This window comes from Agrobacterium tumefaciens (genome assembly GCF_005221325.1).
GTDB lineage: Bacteria > Pseudomonadota > Alphaproteobacteria > Rhizobiales > Rhizobiaceae > Agrobacterium.
Map to the genome: position 1 here is coordinate 1676208 of NZ_CP039888.1, position 20899 is coordinate 1697106.

Genomic DNA, 20899 nt, shown 5'->3' on the forward strand with positions numbered 1-20899 from the left:
CAGTGAGTTGCTTCGATTTCGCGACTCACTTTGCCAGCGACCTGATTCTTTTTCTCAAGATCGCCGGGAATGCGGCCCAACCCCATAAACGCTAACGCGACCCCCGCTCGCGGCGCAGCTTCGCCCACCAGTCGAGGCGCTTGCGGATTTCCCGCTCGAAACCCCTGTCCGGCGGATCGTAAAAGGTCGTGCGCCCCATTTTCTCCGGGAAATAATCCTGCCCGGAAAAGGCATCCGGTTCGTCATGGTCATAACGGTAACCGTCGCCATAACCCTCGCCCTTCATGAGCTTGGTCGGCGCGTTCAGAATATGTTTCGGCGGCACCAGCGAGCCGTTCTCCTTGGCCGCCCGCATCGCCGCCTTGAAGGCGGTATAGACGGCATTGGATTTCGGCGCGGTGGCGAGATAAACGCAGGCCTGTGCCAGCGCGAGTTCCCCTTCCGGCGAGCCGAGATAATCATAGGCATCCTTGGCGGCATTGCAGACGACAAGCGCCTGCGGGTCGGCAAGGCCGATATCCTCCACCGCCATACGCACCAGCCGCCGCCCCAGATAAAGCGGGTCCTCGCCGGCATCGAACATGCGGGCGAGATAATAAAGTGCCGCATCCGGATCCGAACCGCGCACGGACTTATGCAGCGCGGAAATGAGATTGTAGTGGCCATCCTGGCTTTTGTCGTAAACCGGGGCACGGCGCTGCACGATGCGGGTCAGCCCTTCGGTATCGAAGGTCTCATCCTTGCGCGCCGCCCGCCAGACTTCTTCGGCAAGCGTCAGCACGGCACGGCCATCGCCATCGGCCATGCGGACGAGGCTTGCCCGCGCCTCTTCCGTCAGCGGCAGGGGTTTGCCCTCTGCCTCCTCGGCGCGCTTCAGAAGCTCGCTCAGGCTATCCTCGTCATGCGAACCGAATGTCAGGACACGCGCGCGCGACAAAAGAGCGGCATTGAGCTCGAAGGACGGATTTTCGGTCGTGGCGCCCACGAGAATGATGGTGCCATCCTCCATCACGGGAAGAAAGCTATCCTGCTGGGCGCGGTTGAAACGGTGAATCTCATCGACAAAAAGCAGGGTCTGCCGGCCATTCATCCGGCGCGCGCGCGCTGCCTCGAAAACCTTCTTGAGATCGGCGACACCGGAAAAGATCGCCGAAATCTGCTCGAAGGCCAGCCCCGCCTCGCCGGAAAGCAGACGGGCAACCGTGGTCTTGCCCGTACCGGGCGGGCCCCAGAAGATCATCGATCCAAGCGAGCCGCTGTCGATCATGCGGCGCAGAACGCCCTCTTCGCCCGTCAGATGTGGCTGCCCGCTTACCTCCGCCAGCGTTTTCGGACGCAGACGATCGGCAAGAGGCCGCCGGTTGGCGACCTCCACGGGCACTTGCGGGGCAAAGAGATCGTCACTCATCGCAGAAACTGCCGGATGCGCTGCCCGTCACGCAGGATTTCCACGCGCCAGAAGCCGGGATTGTCATCCAGCGCCTTTTCAACCGCAGCGGTGGAGCCGATATCCGCACCATTCAGCGACAGGATGACATCTTTCGGCTGGAAACCGACGCGATAGGCCGGCGAACCACGCTTCACATCGGTGATGACGACGCCCGTGACCTGCGAAGGCATGCGCAATTCATCCGCAAGCTTCGGCGAGAGGTTGGCAACGGTGGCACCCGCGAAGGGATTGCGGCCTTCGAGCAGCCGTTCGTCACGCGGCGCGGTTTCCGGTGCCGTATCAAGCGCGATGGTCAGCTTCTTTTCCTTACCCTTTTCCACCACCGTCAACTCGGCCGATTTGCCGATGCCGGCGGTCGTCAGGCGATAGCCCAGCGCGTCGGGATGCTCCACGTCCAGGCCATTGACCGCAGTCACCACCTGTCCGGGCTCAATACCGGCCTTCTCCGCCGGGCCACCCTTGGTGACGCCGACGACGAGCGCACCGCGGGCGCGATGCAGGCCGAGCGCCTCCGCGACATCTGACGTCACCGGATCGAAAGTCGCGCCGATATAGGGCCGCTGGAAGTTAGCGTCGCCGCGCTCCGCGGCCGCCACGAACACCCGAACCAGATTGGCGGGGATGGCGAAACCGATGCCGTTCGACCCGCCGCCCTTGGAAAAGATGGCGGTATTGATGCCGATCAGCTCACCCGCCATGTTCATCAGCGCACCGCCGGAATTGCCGGGGTTGATGGAGGCGTCTGTCTGGATGAAGAAGCCGAAATCACCCTGTGTCACCTGGTTGCGCGCAAGACCGGAGACGATGCCGCTCGTCACCGTCTGGCCGACCCCGAAGGGGTTGCCGATGGCGAGCACCAGATCACCCACCTCGATCTTGTCGGAATCGCCAAGCGACAGCACCGGGAACTGCTCCTTGGCGTCGATCTGCAGCACGGCGAGATCGACCCGGTCGTCCTTCATCAGCACCTTGGAGGAAAACTCGCGACCATCCGCCAGCGCCACCTTGATATCATCAGCGCCATCGATGACGTGATTGTTCGTCACCACAAGGCCGCCTGCCGTCACGATCACGCCCGAGCCGAGAGATGACTGCTTTTCCGTCCGGTTCGGCATCTGCTGGCCGAAAAACTGCTCGAAGAAGGGATCGCCGGCAAAGGGGGAGGCACGCCGCTGCACGACACGCTCGGCATAGACATTCACCACAGCACCTGCGGTGCGCTTCACCAGCGGCGCGAAGGAAAGCTGCATTTCCGTGTGGCTTGCCGGCACGGTCTTGTTGTCCTGCGCCCCGGCGCCCACGGGCAAGAGAACGAGCGCGGCGAGAAAGCCAGTGGACAGATACTTCAACACGCTTCGCATGTGATTCCTCATCGTCATCAGTATGATGGAGTTATAACGCCAAAGCCTGTAAAGCAAAGAGCGGCAAGATGATGGCCAAGCTTTTCCAGGTGGGGATCGGCCGGCACAATTGGAACCAACAGCGCCCCTTTTTGGTTTCAGCCGACAAGACTGTCCTTAGAAGAGACGACCCATGCATCTGAAACCCAGCCTCCTCGCCTGTGGCATCCTTCTCGCCTCCTCCTTCGTTTCACCGGCCAGCGCCGCAAGCTTCGATTGCACCAAGACCGATCTGGCGGCCGATGAAAAAGCGATCTGCGACAACCGCGCGCTGAACGACCAGGATGTGAAGATGGGCACCACCTTCGACATTCTGACCCAGCTGATGGCGATGGGCGCGCGCGACACCTTGCGCGACGAACAGAGCAAATGGCTGAAGAAGCGCCAGGAATGCGCAGCCGATGTAGCCTGCCTGACGGGTGCCTATGAGGAACGGATGAAGAAGCTCGGCGAAGCGTTCCAAAGCATCAACCGCCCGCTCTGACCATTATCGCCTGCCATCACACCGCACGGATAATGTCCTCCATGAGACCATGCAGCTGGTCGCGATAACCGGTTCTCGCCGAAGGTGCATCCTCACGCGATGTCATGACCACGGAAAGCCGTCTGGCGGGCACGATATAGAGCATCTGCCCGCCATAACCCCAGGCATAATAGACTGTCTCCCCGGCCATCTCCTTGATGAACCAACAATAACCGTAACCATCGCCGTTGAAGACGGAATTGGTGCGCTGTTGCCAGGAATGGCTGATCCATTCCTGTGAGATCAGCCGCTCACCCTCAGGCGTTACGCCGCCAAGACGATAAAGCTCGCCGAAGGCCAACAGGGAACGCGCCGTCATCGCCATCTGGTTGCCGCCGAGATAGATGCCCTGCGGATCGCGCTCCCATCCGCCGATGGAAAATCCGTCGAGTGGCCGGAACCAGTCGCGGGCGAGAGAAAGCGTCGAGCGGCCGGAAGCCTTCGTCAATATCGCCGAGAGCAGATGTGTGGAGGCCGTGGAATAAAGCATGCCGCCGCCGGGCTCCCCGGCAAAACCGGAACCCAGCGCCATTCTCACCCAGTTGCGGCTGGCAACCCAGCGGCCATAGTTCGGGCCGGACATGCGCTCCAGACCGGACTGCATGGACAGGAGATTGCCGACGGTGATCCGCTCCAGTCGTGGATCGGGGTTAGGTGGAAAATCACCGCGAAGAATGGTAGCAATCGGCTGATCTGCGCCCTCAATGATCCTGCGATCGATCGCCATGCCCACCAGAGCCGAAATGACCGATTTCGACGCCGATTTGATATTCGTGGAGCCATTGAGGCTGGCCCCATGATAGGCACGGCTCGCGACCTCTTCCCCATCGATGCTGACGATCACCGCCTTGAGGCTGGAAAGCGCATCCGCCTGCCTCAGCAACGGATCGAAACGGATGTTGTTGCCGGCGCCCTGCGCTTGGGCCAATCGGGCAAAAGGCAGCGACGCGATGAGGGTGAGTGCGGTTCGTCTTTTCATGGTGATGAAGTTAGGCATCGCGGCGTTCTGGAGAAGGCCCGGCAGGTGAACATCACTCCAATGTGACTGCCCGGTGGGAAGACAGCAAGCTGGCAGTTTCGAATTTATGGCAGAAAAACAGAATGTTGAAGGGAGTTGAAGAATCACCCTGTGAGGCAATTGAATCTGTTTGTGAGCTTCGGCTTCACACCAAATTCAGACAGCAAAAAGCCGCCCCAGAGGGCGGCTGATCGAACGACTGCAAATCGCACATCGCTCTCGGCGTCATCCTCGGGCCTGTCCCGAGGATCTATCCACGTCGCGTAGTATCGGTCGGTTGCAGATGCTCGGGACAAGCCCGAGCATGACGGATGAGAGCTTTTCGATCCTGGTCAGCAAGCTCCAACCACCGCGCAACGGGACGGTTAAGTAACTCCCCACCTCACACTGCGACAACTTACTCCGGCAGGATCCGCACCGCACCCTTGTCCGCGCTCGACGCAAAAGCCGCATAGGCCTTCAGCGCTGTCGTGACATTGCGCTTGCGCGGTGCTTCGGGCTTCCAGCCCTTTTCTTCCTGCTCGGCGCGGCGCGACGCCAGTTCGGCATCCGTAACCTTGAGGTTGATGGTGCGGTTCGGAATATCGATCTCGATCAGGTCACCCTGACGCACGAGGCCGATGGCTCCGCCCTGCGCCGCTTCCGGCGAGGCATGACCGATGGAAAGGCCCGACGTGCCACCGGAGAAACGCCCGTCTGTGATGAGCGCGCAGGCTTTGCCGAGGCCCTTGGATTTCAGATAGCTGGTAGGATAGAGCATTTCCTGCATGCCCGGACCACCCTTCGGTCCTTCATAACGAATAACAACGACGTCACCCGCCTTGACCTCATTGCCGAGAATACCCTTCACGGCCGCGTCCTGGCTTTCGTAAACGACTGCCGAACCGTTGAATTTCAGGATGGATTCGTCGACACCCGCCGTCTTCACGATGCAGCCGTCAAGCGCGATGTTGCCGTAAAGCACGGCCAGACCACCATCCTTGGAGAAGGGCTTCTCAACCGAGCGGATAACGCCGTTGTCGCTGTCCGTATCCAGATCGTCCCAACGCGAGGACTGGCTGAAGGCAACCTGTGTCGGTACGCCGCCAGGGGCAGCCTTGAAGAATTCGCGTACCGTTTCGCTATTGGTGCGGGTGATATCCCAGCGGTCGATGGCATCGCCCAGCGTCGCCTCGTGCACCGTATAGGTATCGCGGTTGATAAGACCGCCACGCTCCAGCTCGCCGAGAATACGCATGATGCCACCGGCGCGGTGAACGTCTTCCATATGCACGTCCTGCTTGGCAGGGGCGACCTTGGAAAGGCAGGGAACCTTGCGGGAAAGACGGTCGATATCCTCCATGCCGAAATCGACGCCGCCCTCATGGGCTGCGGCCAGAATATGCAGCACCGTATTGGTGGAGCCGCCCATGGCGATATCCAGCGACATGGCGTTCTCAAACGCCGCCTTGTTGGCGATGGTGCGCGGCAGAACGGTTTCGTCGTCCTGCTCGTAATAACGGCGCGCCAGATCAACGATCAGATGCCCGGCCTCGACGAACAGCCGCCGGCGATCCGAGTGGGTGGCAAGCGTCGAGCCGTTGCCGGGCAAAGAAAGACCCAGCGCCTCGGTCAGACAGTTCATGGAATTGGCGGTGAACATGCCGGAGCAGGAACCGCAGGTCGGGCAAGCGGAACGTTCGATGATCTTGACGTCTTCGTCGGAAATCTTGTCGTCGGCAGCAGCCACCATCGCATCGACCAGATCGAGCGCGACCGTCTTGCCATGCAGAACGACCTTGCCCGCTTCCATCGGACCGCCGGACACGAAAACGGCGGGGATGTTGAGGCGCATCGCCGCATTCAGCATGCCGGGCGTGATCTTGTCGCAGTTGGAAATGCAAACCATGGCGTCGGCGCAATGGGCATTGACCATATATTCCACCGAATCCGCGATGATCTCGCGCGACGGCAGCGAATAGAGCATGCCGTCATGGCCCATGGCGATACCATCATCGACCGCGATCGTGTTGAATTCCTTGGCAACGCCGCCTGCCGCCTCGATTTCGCGGGCGACGAGCTGGCCGAGATCCTTCAGGTGGACATGGCCCGGCACGAACTGCGTGAAGGAATTAACGACAGCGATGATCGGCTTGCCGAAATCGCTGTCCTTCATGCCGGTAGCGCGCCAAAGGCCGCGCGCGCCCGCCATGTTGCGGCCGTGGGTTGTCGTTCTGGAGCGATAGGCTGGCATGGTGTTTTCCTCGATCTCTGGCCAGGAGCATGTTTCCGCAAAGGCGGTAAAAACAGCTCCTGCCCTATTTTGCGGTTTTTCTAGCGCAAACCGCAAGCCCTGTCACTGTCACCTTAGGGCAAAACAGTACGGTTCGGTACGGTACGCTTTTCATTCACGCCCCACAGCAAAGGACACGCCATCACAAATGCGCGATTACCACCTGTTCAGCGTTGTTTTTCCGCAGAGCGCTGAAACATATCTGTGCAGCGACCGTATTGGCTATCATAATCGATTTATCGCCGATGCACCCGGCTTTTGTGGAGGTTTTTATGCCCGCCTATCGTCCGCCCCATATCGCATCTTCAGAGATAACGCCTAAATCCTTTTATCTGTCCCGACGCAACTTCCTCGGAACAGCGGCAGGCTTTGCTGCCATGGGATTGGCCGGCCGCGAAGCCATTGCCGCACCGCTCTCCGCCAAGGCCGGCGCCTATAAGCTGGACGAAAAGCTCACTCCGCTCGACGCCGTCACCAGCTACAATAATTTCTACGAATTCGGTGTCGGCAAGTCCGACCCGAAGGAGAATTCCGGCAAGTTCAAGCCGGCGCCCTGGACAGTGAAGGTGGACGGCCTCGTCTCCAAGCCGCAGGAATTCGGCATAGAAGAGCTGATGAAATATCAACTCGAGGAGCGCACCTATCGCATGCGCTGCGTCGAAGGCTGGTCGATGGTCATTCCGTGGATCGGTTTTCCGCTCGCGAGCCTGCTGGACAAGGTGGAGCCGCAGAGCAGCGCCAAATACGTTTCCTTCGAGACGGTCGTACGGCCAGAGGAAATGCCGGGCCAGAGCGGCCTTTTCCAGCCTCTTTCATGGCCCTATGTCGAAGGCCTGCGTCTCGATGAAGCGCGCCATCCGCTCACCATCCTCGCCGTCGGGCTTTATGGCGAGACGCTGCCGAACCAGAACGGCGCGCCGATCCGGCTTGTCGTGCCGTGGAAGTACGGTTTCAAGGGTATCAAATCCATCGTCCGCATTTCGCTCACCGAAAAGCAGCCGGAAACGACCTGGAAAAACTCCAACGCCCGCGAATATGGCTTCTATTCCAACGTCAATCCGCATGTGGACCATCCCCGCTGGAGCCAGGCGACGGAACAGCGCATCGGCGAAGGCGGCTTTTTCGGCACCCAGAACCGCCCTACCCTGATGTTCAACGGTTATGACGAGGTGGCAAACCTCTATTCCGGCATGGATCTGAAAGCGAATTATTGACCATGGCCTTTGCCCTGTCGCTTCCGTCGCTGCCCAAGCGTTACCAGCCGGCGGCCATCTGGTCGCTGTATGTGCTCGGCCTCTGTCCGGGTGTCTGGTATTTCTACCTCGCCGCAACCGGTAGCCTCGGTTTTAATCCGGTTAAGGATTTCGAACACCTGCTCGGCATATGGGCGCTGCGATTTTTGTGCCTCGGCCTGCTGGTGACGCCCCTGCGCGATCTCTTCAACATCAACCTCATCGCCTATCGCCGGGCGCTGGGCCTGATCGCCTTTTATTATGTGCTCGCCCATTTCACCGTCTATCTGGCGCTGGACCGCGGCCTGATCCTCAGCTCCATCGCCGGCGATATCCTGAAGCGGCCCTATATCATGTTCGGCATGGCGGGGCTTACCATGCTCATTCCGCTGGCGCTTACCTCCAACCGCTGGTCGATCCGCCGTCTCGGCAGCCGCTGGAACACGCTGCACAAGCTCGTTTATCTCGTCCTCATCGTCGGCGTGCTGCATTTCGTGCTGGCGCGGAAATCGATCACGCTGGAACCGGTGTTTTATATCAGCACGATGGTGGTGTTGCTGGGCTATCGGCTGGTGCGGCCCTCGCTCATGCAACGCAAGCGGCAAAAACGTGCTGCAGGCAATTCGTTACAACGCCCGTCAAAGACATGAAACCGACTGACCAAAACCATCAAACTGCACGCCACGCTGAAATTTCCGTCTCGGACCAGGCGGCTCTTTCCGAGATTTTCAGCACCATGACAATCGGCGTGGGTTTCGCACCCGCACGCATCGCCCGCGCTTTGAACACGAGGCATCGCCAGTCGCTCTCGAGGCTTCTCGAACGCATAGAGAATGGCGAGATCAAAGACGAGCACCTTGAAAGGCTTTGGCGGGCGCATCATGCTTCGGACCGTTTCGTCCTGATGGCGCCGATCGTCGACGTCATCCGCCAAATCAGCCACTATCTGCCGGGTCGCCGTCCTTAAATTGATACACCAGCGCAAAAAGAAAAGCCGGGCGATCTCTCACCCGGCTTTTTAATTCACGACGCCTGAAGGCGTCAGACCTTACGCGGCTTCGGCAGCAGCTGCTTCAGCGGCAACGCGAGCCTTGTCGGCTGCGCCCTTGGCGTCAACGTCGCGCTCGACGAATTCAACAACAGCGAGAGCCGCGTTGTCGCCCTGGCGGTAACCGGCCTTCATGATACGCAGGTAGCCGCCATTGCGGGTTGCGTAACGCGAAGCGATCGCGTCGAACAGCTTGCGAACGGCGTCCTGATCCTTGATCTGCGAGATCGCCTGACGACGAGCGTGCAGGTCGCCGCGCTTGCCCAGCGTCACGAGACGCTCGACGATCGGACGGATTTCCTTCGCCTTCGGAAGGGTGGTGACGATCTGCTCATGGGTGATGAGCGAAGCAGCCATGTTGGCAAACATTGCCTTGCGGTGGCTGGCGGTTCTATTGAGCTTGCGGCCTGAATTTCCGTGGCGCATTGCTATTCTCCTTCTACGCAGGTGCCTTCTCTAAGGCCTGCCGTTTCCTGGCACATGCAGATGACTTATCTGCTGTTTGACGGGGAAAGGCAGTCTTTAAAGGGTCTGCCTTTTTGATTGACTTATTTTATGTCGCAGCATGCGGGCGGAAAACCGCTTCACACTTTTCCTCATGCTGCTCAGTACTGGTCTTCGTAACGCTTGGCGAGATCTTCGATGTTCTCAGGCGGCCATGCCGGCACTTCCATGCCGAGGTGCAGACCCATGGAAGCGAGAACTTCCTTGATTTCGTTCAGCGACTTGCGACCAAAGTTCGGCGTGCGGAGCATTTCGGCTTCGGTCTTCTGGATCAGGTCGCCGATATAAACGATGTTGTCGTTCTTCAGGCAGTTTGCCGAACGAACGGACAGCTCGAGCTCGTCGACCTTCTTGAGAAGCGCCGGGTTGAACGCGAGTTCGGTAACCGATTCTTCTTCTGCTTCCTTCTGCGGCTCGTCGAAATTGACGAAGACGCCCAGCTGGTCCTGAAGAATACGAGCGGCGAAGGCAACGGCGTCTTCGCCGGAAACCGAACCGTTGGTCTCGATCGTCATGATCAGCTTGTCATAGTCGAGAACCTGGCCTTCACGGGTGTTTTCCACCTTGTAGGACACTTTCTTGACCGGAGAATAGAGGCTGTCCACCGGAATGAGGCCGATCGGGGCATCTTCCGCACGGTTGCGCTCAGCCGGTACGTAACCCTTGCCGTTGTTGACGGTGAATTCCATGCGGATTTCAGCGCCTTCGTCGAGCGTGCAGATTACGTGGTCGGGGTTCAGGATCTCGATGTCGCCAACCGTCTGGATGTCACCAGCGGTTACGGCACCAGGGCCCTGCTTGCGCACGACCATGCGCTTGGAATCGTCGCCATCCATCTTGATGGCGATTTCCTTGATGTTGAGCACGATATCCGTCACATCTTCCCGAACGCCGGGGATGGAGGAGAATTCATGCAGGACACCGTCGATCTGCACGGCCGTTACAGCGGCGCCACGCAGGGAAGACAACAGAACGCGACGCAGCGCGTTGCCGAGGGTAAGACCGAAACCACGCTCCAGCGGCTCGGCAACCAGAGTTGCCTTGGTGCGGCTGGACGAGGTGAACTCGACCTTGTTCGGCTTGATAAGTTCCTGCCAGTTCTTCTGAATCATCTTTAAACCTTCCGTTCGCCGCCACCATCCAATCGTGACGGACCGAGCATGAAAACACCGAGAGGAACCTAATTCAGTGGTTCATCAGTGGGTTCTTGAGCGCAAGTCCGTCGATCGAAATCGACGCGCACACGCCAGATACACGAAAATTCCGCCAGACCTGAGGTAAGGCGGAATTTCCGAACCACGGTCGCGTCAGACGCGGCGCTTCTTGCGCGGACGGCAACCGTTGTGCGGGATCGGCGTCACGTCGCGAATGGAGGTGATCATGAAACCGGCAGCCTGCAGAGCGCGAAGTGCCGATTCACGGCCGGAACCCGGACCGCAAACTTCAACTTCAAGCGACTTCATGCCGTGTTCCTGAGCCTTCTTCGCGCAATCTTCAGCAGCGATCTGGGCAGCAAACGGGGTCGACTTGCGCGAACCCTTGAAGCCCTTGGCACCAGCGGACGACCAGGCAATGGCATTGCCCTGTGCGTCGGTGATGGTGATCATCGTGTTGTTGAAGGTCGAGTTGACGTGCGCGACGCCAGACGTGATATTTTTGCGTTCGCGACGACGGACGCGTGCGGCTTCCTTGGCCATTTTATACCTTTCATTGATCTCTTCACCGCCGTAACACCAGCGGCTACACCGGCAATCAGCTCGTAGCCGAGCTTTTCGCCAAACTCAGAAAGGCTGGCGCGGACTGCACCAGCCTCCCCTTTCCGGAGAACCGGAAAATTACTTCTTCTTACCAGCGATAGCCTTCGCCGGACCCTTGCGGGTGCGGGCGTTGGTGTGCGTGCGCTGACCGCGGACCGGAAGGCCACGGCGGTGACGCAGGCCGCGGTAGCAACCGAGGTCCATCAGACGCTTGATGTTCATCGAGGTCTCACGACGCAGGTCACCTTCGACCTGGTAGTCGCGGTCGATGGCTTCGCGGATCTGAAGAACTTCAGCATCCGTCAGCTGATGAACGCGCTTTTCAGCCGGAAGACCGACCTTGTCCATGATTTCCTGCGCGAATTTCGGACCAATCCCGTGAATGTAGGTCAGCGCAATAACAACGCGCTTCGCAGTCGGGATGTTGACGCCAGCGATACGTGCCACGTCTTTTCTCCTTGGTTCCAGTTGCCATCCGGCAAGTGGTGATTCCATTTGAGCGGCCGCAAGACCGCCAGTTCAAATTGGTGTCCGTGACAAGTCAAAACGACCGAACCCGGATCTCCCTCCCTTTAGGGAAATCCGCGCCAGTCGCTTGGGATGTCGCGAGTTGGCGCGGTGTTTAACGGAATCAGCGCAAAAAAGCAACCGGCTCCGCCAAGATTCTTTTGCGATCCAGAGGATCAGCCGTCATGCGGAGGCGGGATACGGGCAAGAACGCAACAGCGCTTGCCCATCCGCCCCGTCAATCAGGCAGAGGCTTTCTCGAGAACGCGCTCAATGGCCTCGGTGACGGCATCGACATCTGCCATGCCATCGAGCGTCACCAACTCGCCCTGTTCGCTGTAATAGGCAGACAGCGGCGCGGTCTTCTCGCGATATTCCGTCAGGCGCTTGCGGAAAGCTTCCGGGTTGTCATCCGAGCGAACCGTGCCGCCAGCGGCAATGGTTTCGGCCACGCGGTTTTCGATTCGGCGAATCAACGCCTCTTCATCCACCTTCAGTTCGATGACGGCATCAAGGACCAGATTCTTCTTGCGCATGTTGTCAGCAAGCGCCTTGGCCTGCGGAACGGTGCGCGGATAGCCGTCGAGAATAAAGCCCTTCGCACAGTCCGGTGCTTCGATGCGTTCGGAAACGATCTGATTGACGATATCGTCGGAAACAAGACCGCCGGCGTCCATGACGGCCTTGGCGCGCTTGCCGATTTCGGTGCCCGCGCTGACCGCAGCGCGAAGCATGTCACCGGTGGAAAGCTGCGGGATCCCGTACTTGTCAGTCAGCCGTTTGGCCTGGGTTCCCTTGCCCGCACCCGGCGGACCCAAAAATATCAGTCTCATCGTCCCCTCTTTCCTCCACGCAACTTCGACTTCTTGATCAGACCTTCATACTGCTGGGCGATCAGGTGACCCTGAATCTGCGCAACCGTATCCAGAGTTACACTGACAACGATCAAAAGCGAAGTACCACCAAGGGCTAATGGAATGCCCGTACGTGCGATAAGTGTCTCAGGAAGGATACACACGAAGACCAGATAAATCGCGCCGACCACAGTGATGCGGGTCAGGACGTAATCGATGTATTCCGCGGTACGCTCACCCGGACGAATGCCTGGAATGAAGCCACCATGCTTCTTGAGATTGTCAGCCGTATCCTTCGGATTGAACACGATTGCCGTGTAGAAGAATGCGAAGAACGCGATCAACAGACCATAGAGCGCCATGAACAACGGCTGGCCATGCTGCAGCGACGCGATGATCGAGGTCGCCCAGGTCGGCAGGTTGGTGTTACCGGCAAAACCTGCAGCCGTTGCCGGCAGGAGCAGCAGCGACGATGCGAAGATCGCGGGGATGACGCCGGCCGTGTTCAGTTTCAGCGGCAGATGCGAGGTATCGCCCTGGAACATCCGATTGCCGACCTGTCGCTTCGGATATTGTATGAGGAGACGACGCTGGGCGCGCTCCACGAAGACGATGAGGGCAATGACGCCGATGGCCACGATGACAACCATCAGGATGAGCGGGGTCGACAGCGCGCCGGTGCGGCCGAGTTCCAGCGTGCCGGCAAGAGCCTTGGGCAGGCCTGCGGCGATGCCAGCGAAGATGATCAGCGAAATACCGTTGCCAATACCGCGCGATGTGATCTGCTCGCCGAGCCACATCAGGAACATCGTGCCGCCAAGCAGCGTGATGACGGTGGAAATGCGGAAGAACAGGCCCGGATCGACCACGAGACCGTTGCCGCTTTCAAGGCCGACCGCAATGCCATAGGCCTGCAGCGTGCCGAGCAGCACCGTGCCGTAGCGCGTATACTGGTTGATGATCTTGCGGCCGGCTTCGCCTTCCTTCTTCAACGCTTCGAGCGAGGGCACGACCGAGGTCATGAGCTGCACGATGATCGAAGCGGAGATGTAAGGCATGATGCCGAGGGCGAAGATCGCCATGCGCTCGACAGCGCCGCCCGCAAACATGTTGAAAAGACCGAGAATACCGTTGGCCTGGCCACGGAAGGCCTGCGCATAGGCTTCGGGGTTCAGACCCGGAAGCGGAATATGGGTGCCGAGACGGTAGACGAGAAGTGCGGCAAGAGTAAACCAGAGACGCTTTTTCAGATCCTCCGCCTTAGCGAAGGTCGAAAAATTCAGGTTCGAAGCCAGTTGTTCCGCTGCTGAAGCCATAAATTTCTCCGAACGACCCTTGCCAGCCAATACTGGCCGATGCGGAAAGGTCTAAATACTGGTTCAAAAACCGGGCTTCGGACGAACACGGCCTTGCGCCGCCATCATGCCTCACCCTGTTTTTTTATGTCCTATCCCCTCCCCTACGGAAGTTCAAGAACTGTGAGGCTCTCCCTGCAGCACTTTCTGCCGCAAGCGGGGCGCATAAAAGCTGCACCGCGAAGAGTTTGCCATGGTGTCTCTATAAATCGATTTAGATCGAGAGCAGCATAGGCCAGGGAGCGCAGACGCCCGGAGCGACGAAGCCCCGGGCGTCTGAAGTCTATATATTACTCGGAGGCTTCAGCTGCAACCACGAGAAGCTTGATCGAGCCGCCGGCCTTCTCAATCTTTTCGAGTGCGGGCTTGGAAGCGCCGGCAACTTCGAAGGCAACCTTGGCCTTCAGCTCGCCGTCGGCCAAAATGCGCACGCCGTCCTTGACGCGGCGGATGACGCCGGCAGCCTTGAGGGCAGCAGCATCGATCGTTGCGGAAGCGTCAAGCTTCTTGGCGTCGATGGCGGTCTGAATGCGGCCGAGCGACACAACAGCATATTCGGAACCGAAAATGTTGTTAAAGCCGCGCTTCGGCAGACGACGGTAGATTGGCATCTGACCGCCTTCGAAGCCGTTGATGGCGACGCCCGAACGAGCCTTCTGACCCTTCACACCGCGACCACCGGTCTTGCCCTTGCCAGAACCGATACCGCGACCTACGCGGATACGGTCCTTGGAAGAGCCTTCGTTGTCTCTGATTTCATTGAGTTTCATGATAGGTTACTCCGTCTCACTTCTCGTCAACGACGCGAACGAGATGCTGGACCGCACGGATCATGCCGCGAACCGCCGGAGTATCTTCCAGGGTGCGCTGACGATGCATCTTGTTGAGACCCAGACCGACCAGCGTCTGACGCTGGATTGCCGGGCGGCGAATAGGGCTGCCGATCTGTTCGACCGTGACAGTCTTCTTGGCTTCAGTAGTCTTCTTGGCCATGATCCAGCTCCTTATTCTTCAGAAGCGTTGCCGGAAGCGGCACGGCGAGCCTGAAGGGTCGCATACTTCAGACCACGCTGTGCAGCGATGTCCTTCGGATGAACCTGATGCTTCAGAGCGTCAAACGTAGCGCGAACCATGTTGTACGGGTTCGACGAACCGGTCGACTTCGCAACAACGTCATGAACGCCGAGCGTTTCGAAAACGGCGCGCATCGGACCACCGGCGATGATACCGGTACCGGCCTTGGCCGAACGCAGCAGAACCTTGCCTGCGCCGTGACGGCCATTGACGTCGTGATGCAGAGTGCGGCCATCGCGCAGCGGAACGAAGATCAGATCGCGCTTTGCGCTTTCAGTTGCCTTGCGGATCGCTTCCGGAACTTCACGAGCCTTGCCGTGACCGAAGCCAACGCGGCCCTTCTGATCGCCAACTACGACGAGAGCGGCGAAGCCGAAGCGACGGCCACCCTTAACAACCTTTGCAACGCGGTTGATCGCGACCAGCTTGTCGACGAATTCGCTATCGCGCTCTTCACGGTTCTGGCGATCGTCGCGAGAACCTCTTTTTTCCTGTGCCATTGTCCTTGTCCTTTTTCTTTTACGGGTGGAACGGCAAACGAAAAGACCAGCGGCCTCGATGACGAGATCCGCATGGTCCGGTGAAATTCCGCCCGGATCGTTGTCCGGGCGGAAACTGCAGCGCAAGAAGCGCTGCAGCATCTTGGTTGGTGCATGATCCTTTCTTTCGATTTCAAAAAATCGAAAGGGTCATGCACTCAGAAGTTCAGACCGCCTTCACGGGCAGCTTCAGCCACAGCCTTGATGCGGCCGTGATAGATGAATGCGCCACGATCGAATACGACATCCTTGACGCCAGCCTTGACGCCACGCTCTGCAACCAGCTTGCCTACGACAGCTGCTGCCGCAACGTCGGCGCCGGTCTTGAGCGAGCCGCGCAGATCCGCTTCGAGCGTGGAGGCAGACGCAAGCGTCTTGCCAGCAACATCATCGATGATCTGGGCGTAGATGTTCTTCGACGAGCGATGAACCGACAGGCGCGGGCGGCCATTGGCAACCGCCTTGATCTGGCGGCGCACACGGCTCGCGCGACGTGCAAGTGCTTCTTTCCTGCTAGCCATTTCGCGTGATCCTTACTTCTTCTTGCCTTCTTTGCGGACAATACGCTCTTCAGCGTACTTCACGCCCTTGCCCTTGTAGGGCTCGGGACCGCGGTATTCGCGGATTTCCGCGGCTACCTGGCCAACCTGCTGCTTGTTGATGCCGGAAACGATGATTTCCGTCGGCTTCGGCACGGCAATGGTGATGCCGACCGGAGGCTCGTAAACAACGTCATGGCTGAAACCGAGAGCCAGCTGCAGGTTCTTGCCCTGCAGGGCGGCACGGTAACCAACGCCGTTGATTTCGAGCTTGCGCTCATAGCCGTCCTTAACACCCTTGAAGATGTTCTCGATCATGGTGCGGGACATGCCCCACTTCGAACGAGCTTCCTTGGTGCCGTTAGCCGGGGTTACGGAAACGCCGTTATCTTCGAGCTTCAGCTGAATGTCGTCATTGGCGACGAAAAACAGTTCACCCTTCGGGCCCTTCGCAGTGACCTTCTGGCCGTCGACATTGGCCGTCACACCTGCGGGAACCGGAACGGGCTTTTTACCGATACGAGACATTATTCAATCCTGTCTGTTCGTTATGGAGATCCTTGCTCGGGTCTTAGAAGACCGAGCAAAGAACCTCGCCACCAACGTTCTGTTCGCGAGCCTGGTGATCGGCCATCACGCCCTTCGGAGTCGAAAGGATGGTGATGCCGAGGCCGTTCGCGACCTGCGGAATGGACTTTACCGAGACATAAACCCGGCGGCCCGGCTTGGACACGCGGCCGATCTCACGGATCACCGACGCGCCTTCGTAGTACTTCAGTTCGATCGTGAATTCGGCCTTGCCGTTTTCGAAATCGACCTTGGAATAACCGCGAATGTAGCCTTCAGACTGCAGCACGTCGAGAACGCGTGCGCGCAGGCTGGAAGCAGGCGTGCTTACCGAAGACTTACGGCGAGCAGCACCATTGCGGATGCGGGTGAGCATATCACCCAAAGGATCAGTCATGGTCATGTGCCCGTCTCCTTACCAGCTCGACTTGACAATGCCCGGCACCTTGCCGGAATTGCCCAGCTCACGAAGCGCGATACGCGACATCTTGAGCTTGCGATAGAACGCGCGCGGACGGCCCGTTACTTCGCAGCGGTTGCGGATACGCGTCTTCGAGCCGTCACGCGGCAGCGAAGCGAGCTTCAGAGTGGCCTTGAACCGGTCTTCGATCGGAAGGGACTGGTTCATCACGATCGCCTTGAGTGCAGCACGCTTGGTAGCCTGCTGGGCGACCGACTTGCGGCGGCGCTTGTTCTTTTCAACTGCGCTTGTTTTCGCCATATCGGAGTTCCTTTTCTACGCTCGTCGTTACGGTTAGTGACGGAACGGGAAGTTGAACTCTGTAAGCAGAGCCCGAGCTTCGTCGTCCGACGTCGCCGTCGTGCAAACGATGATGTCCATGCCCCACATCTGATCAACCTTATCGTAGTTGATCTCAGGGAACACAATGTGTTCCTTGATGCCCATGGCGAAGTTGCCACGGCCGTCAAAGCTCTTCGGGTTCAGGCCCCGGAAGTCGCGAACGCGCGGCAGCGCGATGTTGACCAGACGATCAAGGAATTCGTACATGCGTGCGCCACGAAGGGTAACCTTCGCACCGATCGGCATGCCTTCGCGAACCTTGAAACCAGCGATCGAGTTGCGAGCGCGGGTAACGACCGGCTTCTGGCCAGCAATCGCAGCCAGGTCACCGGCAGCAATCGTCGGCTTCTTGGAATCGGCTGTTGCTTCGCCGACGCCCATGTTGATCACGATCTTTTCAAGCTTCGGGATCATCATGACGTTCGCGTAGGAGAACTTCTCCTGCATGGCGCCACGGATACGGGAAACGTATTCCGTCTTGAGACGCGGCTCGTACTTATCAGCCATCGATCACTTCTCCCGAACGCTTGGCCACGCGGACCTTCTTGCCATCCACAACAGAGAAGCCAACGCGGGTCGGCTTGCCATCCTTATCGACGATGGCAATGTTGGAGATGTGCAAGGATGCTTCCTTGTTGATGATGCCGGCTTCCTGGGCCTGGGTCTGGCGCTGGTGACGCTTCACCATGTTTACGCCACGCACAACGGCCCGGTCTTCTTTCGGCATCACCTGGATTACTTCGCCGGTACGGCCCTTGTCCTTACCGGTCAATACGACAACCTTGTCGCCTTTACGAATTTTCTGCATCGCAATCGCTCCTTACAGTACTTCCGGAGCCAGCGAGATGATCTTCATGTGGTTCTTGGCGCGAAGTTCGCGCGGAACCGGTCCGAAGATACGGGTGCCGATGGGCTCTTTTTTGTTGTCGATAAGAACGGCTGCGTTGTTATCGAAACGGATGACGCTGCCGTCAGCGCGACGGATGTCCTTGGCGGTGCGCACGACAACCGCCTTCATCACGTCGCCCTTCTTGACGCGGCCGCGCGGAATAGCTTCCTTGATGGAAACGACAATAATGTCGCCAACAGAAGCATATTTGCGCTTCGAGCCGCCCAGCACCTTGATGCACATGACACGACGTGCGCCGGAATTATCCGCCACGTCGAGGTTTGTTTGCATCTGAATCATGTCAGGTCGCCTTCTTGTTGTTACCGGAACGGTTGGGCAAACTCTCCCGAGCGAGCCCCCTGCTCCAGCTTATGAATATCTCTTTTTTTGCGCGGAAAAATCGTGACAGGGTGGTTTCCCGAAGGACCTTCCGTGCGCATCAAAGCAAAAGACGCTCGGGTCACGAGCGTCCTTGCGCTGCTTCATACAGGATTCCGCGCCAAGTACAAGAGACCTGGCGCGATTCTGATGAAATTAAGCCTGGGCGGCAACGACCGTCCAGCGCTTGTCCTTGGAGATCGGTGCGCATTCCTCGATGGAAACGACGTCGCCGACCTTATACTGATTGTTTTCGTCGTGTGCCTTGTACTTCTTCGAACGACGAACGGTCTTTTGCATGAGCGGGTGAGCGAATCGACGCTCAACCCGGACCACGACAGTCTTCTCGTTCTTGTCGGACACTACGACGCCCTGCAGAATGCGTTTCGGCATATTATTTTTCCTTAGGCCTTGGCTTCTGCCGCCTTCTGGCGGGCAATGGTTTTAACGCGGGCGATGTCCTTGCGGACTTCGTTGATGCGCGAGGACTTCTCCAGCTGGCCGGTCGCCTTCTGGAAGCGCAGGTTGAACTGCTCCTTCTTCAGATCGGCGAGCTTGTCCTTGAGCTGGTCGGCGCTGAGGCCGCGAACTTCATCGGCTTTCATGTGCCTTGCTCCTTACTCTGCGATGCGCTGTACGAAGCGCGTCTTGACCGAGAGCTTGGCAGCGCCGAGACGAAGCGCCTCACGGGCGATCTCCTCGGTAACACCGTCGATCTCGAACATCATACGACCGGGCTTGACCTTGCATGCCCAGTAATCGACCGAACCCTTGCCCTTACCCATACGAACTTCGGTCGGCTTGGCCGTAACCGGAACGTCGGGGAATACGCGGATCCACACACGACCTGCGCGCTTCATGTAACGCGTGATCGCGCGGCGGGCCGCTTCGATCTCGCGTGCATTCACGCGGTTCGGTTCCTGCGACTTCAAGCCGAATTCACCGAATGCCAGGTCAAAGCCGCCCTTGGCGACGCCCTTGATGCGTCCCTTGAACTGCTTACGGTACTTAGTACGCTTTGGCTGCAACATTTTCTTACTTCTCCGAGCTTATCTTTCGCCAGCGTCAATCAAGCGTTTTCGCGACGACGATCGGGACGATCGCCACGCTCACGGCTTGCAGGGCCCTGTGCGTCGCCTTCGAGACCGCGACGCTCAGAAGCCATCGGATCGTGCTCAAGGATTTCGCCCTTGAAGATCCAGACCTTGATGCCGCAGATGCCGAATGCGGTTTCAGCTTCGGCTGTGCCGTAGTCGATGTCCGCACGCAGCGTGTGCAGCGGAACGCGACCTTCGCGGTACCATTCGGTACGAGCGATTTCTGCACCACCGAGACGGCCGCCGCAGGTGATCTTGATGCCTTCGGCGCCAAGACGCATTGCAGACTGAACAGCACGCTTCATCGCACGGCGGAAAGCCACGCGGCGCTCGAGCTGCTGGGCGATCGACTGAGCAACGAGAGTTGCGTCGATTTCCGGCTTGCGCACTTCAACGATGTTGAGGTGCGTTTCGGAGTTGGTCATCTCGGAAAGCTTCTTGCGAAGCTTCTCGATGTCCGCGCCCTTCTTGCCGATGATCAGACCCGGGCGAGCCGAGTGGATCGTAACGCGGCACTTCTTGTGCGGACGCTCGATGACCACCTTGGCGATGCCGGCCTGCTTGAGTTCCTTGATCAGGTATGCCCGGATCTTCAGGTCTTCATGCAGAAGCTTGCCGTATTCAGCGGTGTCAGCGTACCAGCGGCTGTCCCAGGTACGGTTGATGCCGAGGCGGAAGCCGATTGGATTGATTTTCTGACCCATTATGCGGCCTCCCCTTTTTCCTCAACTTCACGAACAACGATCGTGAGGTGAGCGAACGGCTTTTCAATGCGGGAAGCACGACCACGGCCACGAGCGTGGAAACGCTTCATGGTGATGGACTTGCCAACATAGGCCTCGGCGACGACGAGAGCGTCGACGTCGAGGTCATGGTTGTTTTCCGCATTGGCAATTGCAGATTCGAGCGTCTTCTTGACGGTGCCTGCAATGCGCTTGCGGGAGAATTCGAGCTCGGCGAGAGCGCGATCAACCTTCTTGCCACGGATAAGAGCGGCAACCAGGTTCAGTTTCTGGGGGCTGACGCGGAGCGTACGGGCAATGGCCTGAGCCTCATTGTCCTTCAGCCGGCGTTCGGTCTTAGCCTTCGCCATG

General features: G+C 58.7%; 29 protein-coding genes. 4 read left to right on the forward strand and 25 right to left on the reverse strand.

The window, feature by feature from the left end; genetic code table 11:
* Nucleotides 1-91: 91 nt before the first annotated feature.
* Nucleotides 92-1408, reverse strand: coding sequence for a replication-associated recombination protein A (locus tag CFBP5499_RS08790; protein WP_080824806.1), 1317 nt, complete (start codon nucleotides 1406-1408; stop codon nucleotides 92-94).
* A complete protein-coding gene (locus tag CFBP5499_RS08795) occupies nucleotides 1405-2811 on the reverse strand; it encodes a DegQ family serine endoprotease (RefSeq protein WP_080824805.1) in 1407 nt (468 codons plus the stop codon). Before CFBP5499_RS08795 ends, CFBP5499_RS08790 begins: the two co-directional genes overlap by 4 nt.
* A 172-nt stretch (nucleotides 2812-2983) precedes the next feature.
* Here CFBP5499_RS08795 and CFBP5499_RS08800 point away from each other — a divergent pair, with 172 nt between their 5' ends.
* Entirely contained in the window at nucleotides 2984-3334 is a 351-nt protein-coding gene (locus CFBP5499_RS08800; protein WP_080824804.1) for a lysozyme inhibitor LprI family protein, read from the forward strand.
* Between the two features lie 16 nt (nucleotides 3335-3350).
* Here the strand turns inward: CFBP5499_RS08800 and CFBP5499_RS08805 are convergent, their stop codons facing one another.
* Together CFBP5499_RS08805 and ilvD are read right to left on the reverse strand one after the other, a co-directional pair.
* Entirely contained in the window at nucleotides 3351-4352 is a 1002-nt protein-coding gene (locus tag CFBP5499_RS08805; RefSeq protein ID WP_080827275.1) for a serine hydrolase domain-containing protein, read from the reverse strand.
* A 436-nt stretch (nucleotides 4353-4788) separates the two neighbouring features.
* Nucleotides 4789-6624 carry a dihydroxy-acid dehydratase gene (gene ilvD, locus CFBP5499_RS08810; RefSeq protein ID WP_080824803.1) on the reverse strand — a complete coding sequence of 612 codons (1836 nt, stop codon included), beginning with the start codon at nucleotides 6622-6624 and terminating at the stop codon, nucleotides 4789-4791.
* A gap of 311 nt (nucleotides 6625-6935) precedes the next feature.
* Between ilvD and msrP the strand changes: the two genes are divergently transcribed.
* Genes msrP through CFBP5499_RS08825 form a run of 3 tightly spaced genes read left to right on the forward strand, consistent with a single transcriptional unit; the run spans nucleotide 6936 to nucleotide 8862 of the window.
* Nucleotides 6936-7877 (forward strand): protein-methionine-sulfoxide reductase catalytic subunit MsrP, encoded by a 942-nt coding sequence (gene msrP, locus CFBP5499_RS08815; protein ID WP_080824802.1) that lies wholly within the window; start codon nucleotides 6936-6938, stop codon nucleotides 7875-7877.
* A gap of 2 nt (nucleotides 7878-7879) precedes the next feature.
* Nucleotides 7880-8545 (forward strand): protein-methionine-sulfoxide reductase heme-binding subunit MsrQ, encoded by a 666-nt coding sequence (msrQ, locus tag CFBP5499_RS08820; protein ID WP_080824801.1) that lies wholly within the window; start codon nucleotides 7880-7882, stop codon nucleotides 8543-8545.
* Complete coding sequence (locus CFBP5499_RS08825; protein ID WP_080824800.1) at nucleotides 8542-8862, forward strand: hypothetical protein; 321 nt, start codon at nucleotides 8542-8544, stop codon at nucleotides 8860-8862. The genes msrQ and CFBP5499_RS08825 overlap by 4 nt, the downstream gene beginning before the upstream one ends.
* Before the next feature lie 81 nt (nucleotides 8863-8943).
* On the opposite strand, the gene rplQ is transcribed toward CFBP5499_RS08825, so the two are convergent.
* The 21 genes from rplQ to rplV form a co-directional block, all read right to left on the reverse strand.
* Nucleotides 8944-9369, reverse strand: a complete 426-nt coding sequence (gene rplQ, locus CFBP5499_RS08830) for a 50S ribosomal protein L17 (RefSeq protein WP_006313985.1) — start codon at nucleotides 9367-9369, stop codon at nucleotides 8944-8946.
* Between the two features lie 179 nt (nucleotides 9370-9548).
* Nucleotides 9549-10559 (reverse strand): DNA-directed RNA polymerase subunit alpha, encoded by a 1011-nt coding sequence (locus tag CFBP5499_RS08835; protein WP_045017096.1) that lies wholly within the window; start codon nucleotides 10557-10559, stop codon nucleotides 9549-9551.
* 195 nt (nucleotides 10560-10754) lie between these two features.
* Nucleotides 10755-11144 (reverse strand): 30S ribosomal protein S11, encoded by a 390-nt coding sequence (rpsK, locus tag CFBP5499_RS08840; RefSeq protein WP_003495225.1) that lies wholly within the window; start codon nucleotides 11142-11144, stop codon nucleotides 10755-10757.
* 138 nt (nucleotides 11145-11282) lie between these two features.
* The gene (gene rpsM, locus CFBP5499_RS08845; protein ID WP_035263425.1) at nucleotides 11283-11651 is read right to left on the reverse strand and encodes a 30S ribosomal protein S13; all 369 of its coding nucleotides are present in this window, start codon (nucleotides 11649-11651) and stop codon (nucleotides 11283-11285) included.
* Between the two features lie 302 nt (nucleotides 11652-11953).
* Entirely contained in the window at nucleotides 11954-12544 is a 591-nt protein-coding gene (locus CFBP5499_RS08850; protein ID WP_003507790.1) for an adenylate kinase, read from the reverse strand.
* Nucleotides 12541-13881 carry a preprotein translocase subunit SecY gene (secY, locus tag CFBP5499_RS08855; protein WP_080824799.1) on the reverse strand — a complete coding sequence of 447 codons (1341 nt, stop codon included), beginning with the start codon at nucleotides 13879-13881 and terminating at the stop codon, nucleotides 12541-12543. The genes CFBP5499_RS08850 and secY overlap by 4 nt, the downstream gene beginning before the upstream one ends.
* A 329-nt stretch (nucleotides 13882-14210) precedes the next feature.
* On the reverse strand, nucleotides 14211-14690 hold the full coding sequence (gene rplO, locus CFBP5499_RS08860; RefSeq protein ID WP_046798172.1) for a 50S ribosomal protein L15: 480 nt from the start codon (nucleotides 14688-14690) through the stop codon (nucleotides 14211-14213).
* Between the two features lie 16 nt (nucleotides 14691-14706).
* Nucleotides 14707-14913 carry a 50S ribosomal protein L30 gene (gene rpmD, locus CFBP5499_RS08865; protein WP_003495212.1) on the reverse strand — a complete coding sequence of 69 codons (207 nt, stop codon included), beginning with the start codon at nucleotides 14911-14913 and terminating at the stop codon, nucleotides 14707-14709.
* Nucleotides 14914-14924: 11 nt separating this feature from the next.
* A complete protein-coding gene (gene rpsE, locus CFBP5499_RS08870; protein ID WP_003495208.1) occupies nucleotides 14925-15494 on the reverse strand; it encodes a 30S ribosomal protein S5 in 570 nt (189 codons plus the stop codon).
* 197 nt (nucleotides 15495-15691) lie between these two features.
* Complete coding sequence (gene rplR / locus CFBP5499_RS08875) at nucleotides 15692-16054, reverse strand: 50S ribosomal protein L18 (RefSeq protein ID WP_003516127.1); 363 nt, start codon at nucleotides 16052-16054, stop codon at nucleotides 15692-15694.
* 12 nt (nucleotides 16055-16066) lie between these two features.
* Entirely contained in the window at nucleotides 16067-16600 is a 534-nt protein-coding gene (gene rplF, locus CFBP5499_RS08880; RefSeq protein WP_006313979.1) for a 50S ribosomal protein L6, read from the reverse strand.
* A gap of 43 nt (nucleotides 16601-16643) precedes the next feature.
* Nucleotides 16644-17042: a 30S ribosomal protein S8 gene (rpsH, locus tag CFBP5499_RS08885; protein WP_006313978.1), complete on the reverse strand. Its 399-nt coding sequence runs from the start codon at nucleotides 17040-17042 to the stop codon at nucleotides 16644-16646.
* Nucleotides 17043-17054: 12 nt separating this feature from the next.
* Nucleotides 17055-17360 (reverse strand): 30S ribosomal protein S14, encoded by a 306-nt coding sequence (rpsN, locus tag CFBP5499_RS08890; protein ID WP_003495202.1) that lies wholly within the window; start codon nucleotides 17358-17360, stop codon nucleotides 17055-17057.
* 33 nt (nucleotides 17361-17393) lie between these two features.
* Nucleotides 17394-17948: a 50S ribosomal protein L5 gene (gene rplE / locus CFBP5499_RS08895; protein WP_003495201.1), complete on the reverse strand. Its 555-nt coding sequence runs from the start codon at nucleotides 17946-17948 to the stop codon at nucleotides 17394-17396.
* The gene (gene rplX, locus CFBP5499_RS08900) at nucleotides 17941-18249 is read right to left on the reverse strand and encodes a 50S ribosomal protein L24 (RefSeq protein WP_003495200.1); all 309 of its coding nucleotides are present in this window, start codon (nucleotides 18247-18249) and stop codon (nucleotides 17941-17943) included. Before rplX ends, rplE begins: the two co-directional genes overlap by 8 nt.
* A gap of 12 nt (nucleotides 18250-18261) precedes the next feature.
* Nucleotides 18262-18630, reverse strand: a complete 369-nt coding sequence (gene rplN, locus CFBP5499_RS08905; protein WP_003495199.1) for a 50S ribosomal protein L14 — start codon at nucleotides 18628-18630, stop codon at nucleotides 18262-18264.
* A 234-nt stretch (nucleotides 18631-18864) separates the two neighbouring features.
* A complete protein-coding gene (rpsQ, locus tag CFBP5499_RS08910) occupies nucleotides 18865-19101 on the reverse strand; it encodes a 30S ribosomal protein S17 (RefSeq protein WP_006313974.1) in 237 nt (78 codons plus the stop codon).
* An 11-nt stretch (nucleotides 19102-19112) separates the two neighbouring features.
* Entirely contained in the window at nucleotides 19113-19313 is a 201-nt protein-coding gene (gene rpmC / locus CFBP5499_RS08915) for a 50S ribosomal protein L29 (protein ID WP_003495193.1), read from the reverse strand.
* Between the two features lie 12 nt (nucleotides 19314-19325).
* Complete coding sequence (rplP, locus tag CFBP5499_RS08920; protein WP_003507774.1) at nucleotides 19326-19739, reverse strand: 50S ribosomal protein L16; 414 nt, start codon at nucleotides 19737-19739, stop codon at nucleotides 19326-19328.
* A gap of 38 nt (nucleotides 19740-19777) precedes the next feature.
* Complete coding sequence (gene rpsC / locus CFBP5499_RS08925) at nucleotides 19778-20509, reverse strand: 30S ribosomal protein S3 (RefSeq protein WP_003495188.1); 732 nt, start codon at nucleotides 20507-20509, stop codon at nucleotides 19778-19780.
* Nucleotides 20509-20898, reverse strand: coding sequence for a 50S ribosomal protein L22 (gene rplV / locus CFBP5499_RS08930; protein WP_006313972.1), 390 nt, complete (start codon nucleotides 20896-20898; stop codon nucleotides 20509-20511). Before rplV ends, rpsC begins: the two co-directional genes overlap by 1 nt.
* Nucleotide 20899 lies beyond the last annotated feature (1 nt).

Coding starts and splice junctions, on each gene's coding strand:
- CFBP5499_RS08800 (WP_080824804.1), top strand. CDS start 2,984: ATGCATCTGAAACCCAGCCTCCTCGCCTGTGGCATCCTTCTCGCCTCC.
- rpsK (WP_003495225.1), bottom strand. CDS start 11,144: ATGGCCAAGGAAGCCGCACGCGTCCGTCGTCGCGAACGCAAAAATATC.
- rpsC (WP_003495188.1), bottom strand. CDS start 20,509: ATGGGTCAGAAAATCAATCCAATCGGCTTCCGCCTCGGCATCAACCGT.
- rplP (WP_003507774.1), bottom strand. CDS start 19,739: ATGTTGCAGCCAAAGCGTACTAAGTACCGTAAGCAGTTCAAGGGACGC.
- rpmD (WP_003495212.1), bottom strand. CDS start 14,913: ATGGCCAAGAAGACTACTGAAGCCAAGAAGACTGTCACGGTCGAACAG.
- CFBP5499_RS08835 (WP_045017096.1), bottom strand. CDS start 10,559: ATGATTCAGAAGAACTGGCAGGAACTTATCAAGCCGAACAAGGTCGAG.
- rplX (WP_003495200.1), bottom strand. CDS start 18,249: ATGCAGAAAATTCGTAAAGGCGACAAGGTTGTCGTATTGACCGGTAAG.
- rpsH (WP_006313978.1), bottom strand. CDS start 17,042: ATGACCATGACTGATCCTTTGGGTGATATGCTCACCCGCATCCGCAAT.
- secY (WP_080824799.1), bottom strand. CDS start 13,881: ATGGCTTCAGCAGCGGAACAACTGGCTTCGAACCTGAATTTTTCGACC.
- CFBP5499_RS08825 (WP_080824800.1), top strand. CDS start 8,542: ATGAAACCGACTGACCAAAACCATCAAACTGCACGCCACGCTGAAATT.
- rplN (WP_003495199.1), bottom strand. CDS start 18,630: ATGATTCAGATGCAAACAAACCTCGACGTGGCGGATAATTCCGGCGCA.
- rplE (WP_003495201.1), bottom strand. CDS start 17,948: ATGGCTGATAAGTACGAGCCGCGTCTCAAGACGGAATACGTTTCCCGT.
- rplQ (WP_006313985.1), bottom strand. CDS start 9,369: ATGCGCCACGGAAATTCAGGCCGCAAGCTCAATAGAACCGCCAGCCAC.
- rpsN (WP_003495202.1), bottom strand. CDS start 17,360: ATGGCGAAAACAAGCGCAGTTGAAAAGAACAAGCGCCGCCGCAAGTCG.
- msrQ (WP_080824801.1), top strand. CDS start 7,880: ATGGCCTTTGCCCTGTCGCTTCCGTCGCTGCCCAAGCGTTACCAGCCG.
- rplF (WP_006313979.1), bottom strand. CDS start 16,600: ATGTCTCGTATCGGTAAAAAGCCCGTTCCGGTTCCCGCAGGTGTGACG.
- rpsQ (WP_006313974.1), bottom strand. CDS start 19,101: ATGCCGAAACGCATTCTGCAGGGCGTCGTAGTGTCCGACAAGAACGAG.
- rplO (WP_046798172.1), bottom strand. CDS start 14,690: ATGAAACTCAATGAAATCAGAGACAACGAAGGCTCTTCCAAGGACCGT.
- CFBP5499_RS08850 (WP_003507790.1), bottom strand. CDS start 12,544: ATGAGACTGATATTTTTGGGTCCGCCGGGTGCGGGCAAGGGAACCCAG.
- rplR (WP_003516127.1), bottom strand. CDS start 16,054: ATGGCTAGCAGGAAAGAAGCACTTGCACGTCGCGCGAGCCGTGTGCGC.
- ilvD (WP_080824803.1), bottom strand. CDS start 6,624: ATGCCAGCCTATCGCTCCAGAACGACAACCCACGGCCGCAACATGGCG.
- CFBP5499_RS08790 (WP_080824806.1), bottom strand. CDS start 1,408: ATGAGTGACGATCTCTTTGCCCCGCAAGTGCCCGTGGAGGTCGCCAAC.
- rpmC (WP_003495193.1), bottom strand. CDS start 19,313: ATGAAAGCCGATGAAGTTCGCGGCCTCAGCGCCGACCAGCTCAAGGAC.
- CFBP5499_RS08795 (WP_080824805.1), bottom strand. CDS start 2,811: ATGCGAAGCGTGTTGAAGTATCTGTCCACTGGCTTTCTCGCCGCGCTC.
- rpsE (WP_003495208.1), bottom strand. CDS start 15,494: ATGGCACAGGAAAAAAGAGGTTCTCGCGACGATCGCCAGAACCGTGAA.
- CFBP5499_RS08805 (WP_080827275.1), bottom strand. CDS start 4,352: ATGAAAAGACGAACCGCACTCACCCTCATCGCGTCGCTGCCTTTTGCC.
- rplV (WP_006313972.1), bottom strand. CDS start 20,898: ATGGCGAAGGCTAAGACCGAACGCCGGCTGAAGGACAATGAGGCTCAG.
- msrP (WP_080824802.1), top strand. CDS start 6,936: ATGCCCGCCTATCGTCCGCCCCATATCGCATCTTCAGAGATAACGCCT.